Raw genomic sequence first — 1,126 nt, forward strand, 5'->3', positions numbered from 1 at the left:
GCAGCGGCAAGGGTTTGAGGTGAGACCGCTCTTGCTCAAACATGGCCTGTACCTGGCGCCGCTCGGTGCCGTGGATGCGCTTGGCCGCCCAGTTCTTCTCCCAGTGGGCCAGGAACTCGTTCTGCTCCTCGATGGACTCAAAGCGCCGGCCCTTCAAGGCCGTGGCCTGGGTGTGGCCAATGGCGTGCTCCACCGTGCCCTTGCGGTTGGGGTCGCGCACCCGTGCCGGGTCGGCCACCACGCCGTAGTGCGCCAGCGTGGCGGCATAAACCTTGTTGAGCTCGGGCTCGTACAGGTCGGGTTTGATGACGCCTTCCTTGAGGTTGTCCAGCACCACGTACTGCGGACAGCCACCGAAGTAGCGAAAGGCCCGCTCGTGCAACTCGGCCCAGACCTGATGGCTGGACTTCCAGACCACGTACCGGAAACTGGCGCGCGAGTGGCGCAACGTGGCCACGAACAGGCGGGGTTTGCGGTAGCGCTCGCTGCCGGGCACGCGGGTGGGCGCCCCCTCTCCGTAGTCCACCTGCATCTCCTCGCCTGGCAGGAAGCTCAGGCGGTCGAACTGCTCGGGCTCCTTGTGGCGCAGCTTGGCGCAGAAACGTTTGACCGAGTTGTACTGCCCGGCAAAGCCGTGTTGGTCGACCAGGTCCTGGTAGATGGCTGTGGCGTTGCGCTTGAGACGCAGCTGGGCTTCTATGAACTCGCGGTGGGGTTCGCACAGGGAGGTGGCCGCCGACCTCGGGGCAACAGCAAAAGCCGGTGGCCGGGGTGGGGCAGTTTGACTGGCCACAGCCTCAGAGCCGGTGGCCACCCCGGGGCAGTTTGCCCTCTCTGCGGCAAAGCGCTGTTGGTAGGTGCGGATGGTGTGACGAGAAATCCCCGTGACCCGCTCGATCTCTCGCTGGCTGGCGTTGGCCCGTAGCAGGGTCCAGATGGTGGTTTGCAGATGTGGCTTCAAGACGTTCACTCCAGTGGTCCCCTCGTTGATGAGGGGGTGAAAGTAACGTCCTACCCATCGGCCTTCAGGCGACCAATATGCCAAGCTCAATGCATCAGGTCACCCCCAGCCGGGTGGAGCAGTTTGGGTGGCCATAAGTGGGGCACTTTGGGTGGCCGCCGGGGG

At 64.7% G+C, this 1,126-nt stretch carries 1 protein-coding gene; it reads right to left on the minus strand.

Annotated features, from left to right (window positions below; genetic code table 11):
- The coding region (istA, locus tag Q1W68_RS16660; protein WP_300717131.1) for an IS21 family transposase at positions 1 to 970 on the minus strand (970 nt) is incomplete at its 3' end.
- Positions 971 to 1,126 lie beyond the last annotated feature (156 nt).

It is taken from the genome of Hydrogenophaga sp., assembly GCF_030158645.1.
Lineage (GTDB): Bacteria > Pseudomonadota > Gammaproteobacteria > Burkholderiales > Burkholderiaceae_C > Hydrogenophaga.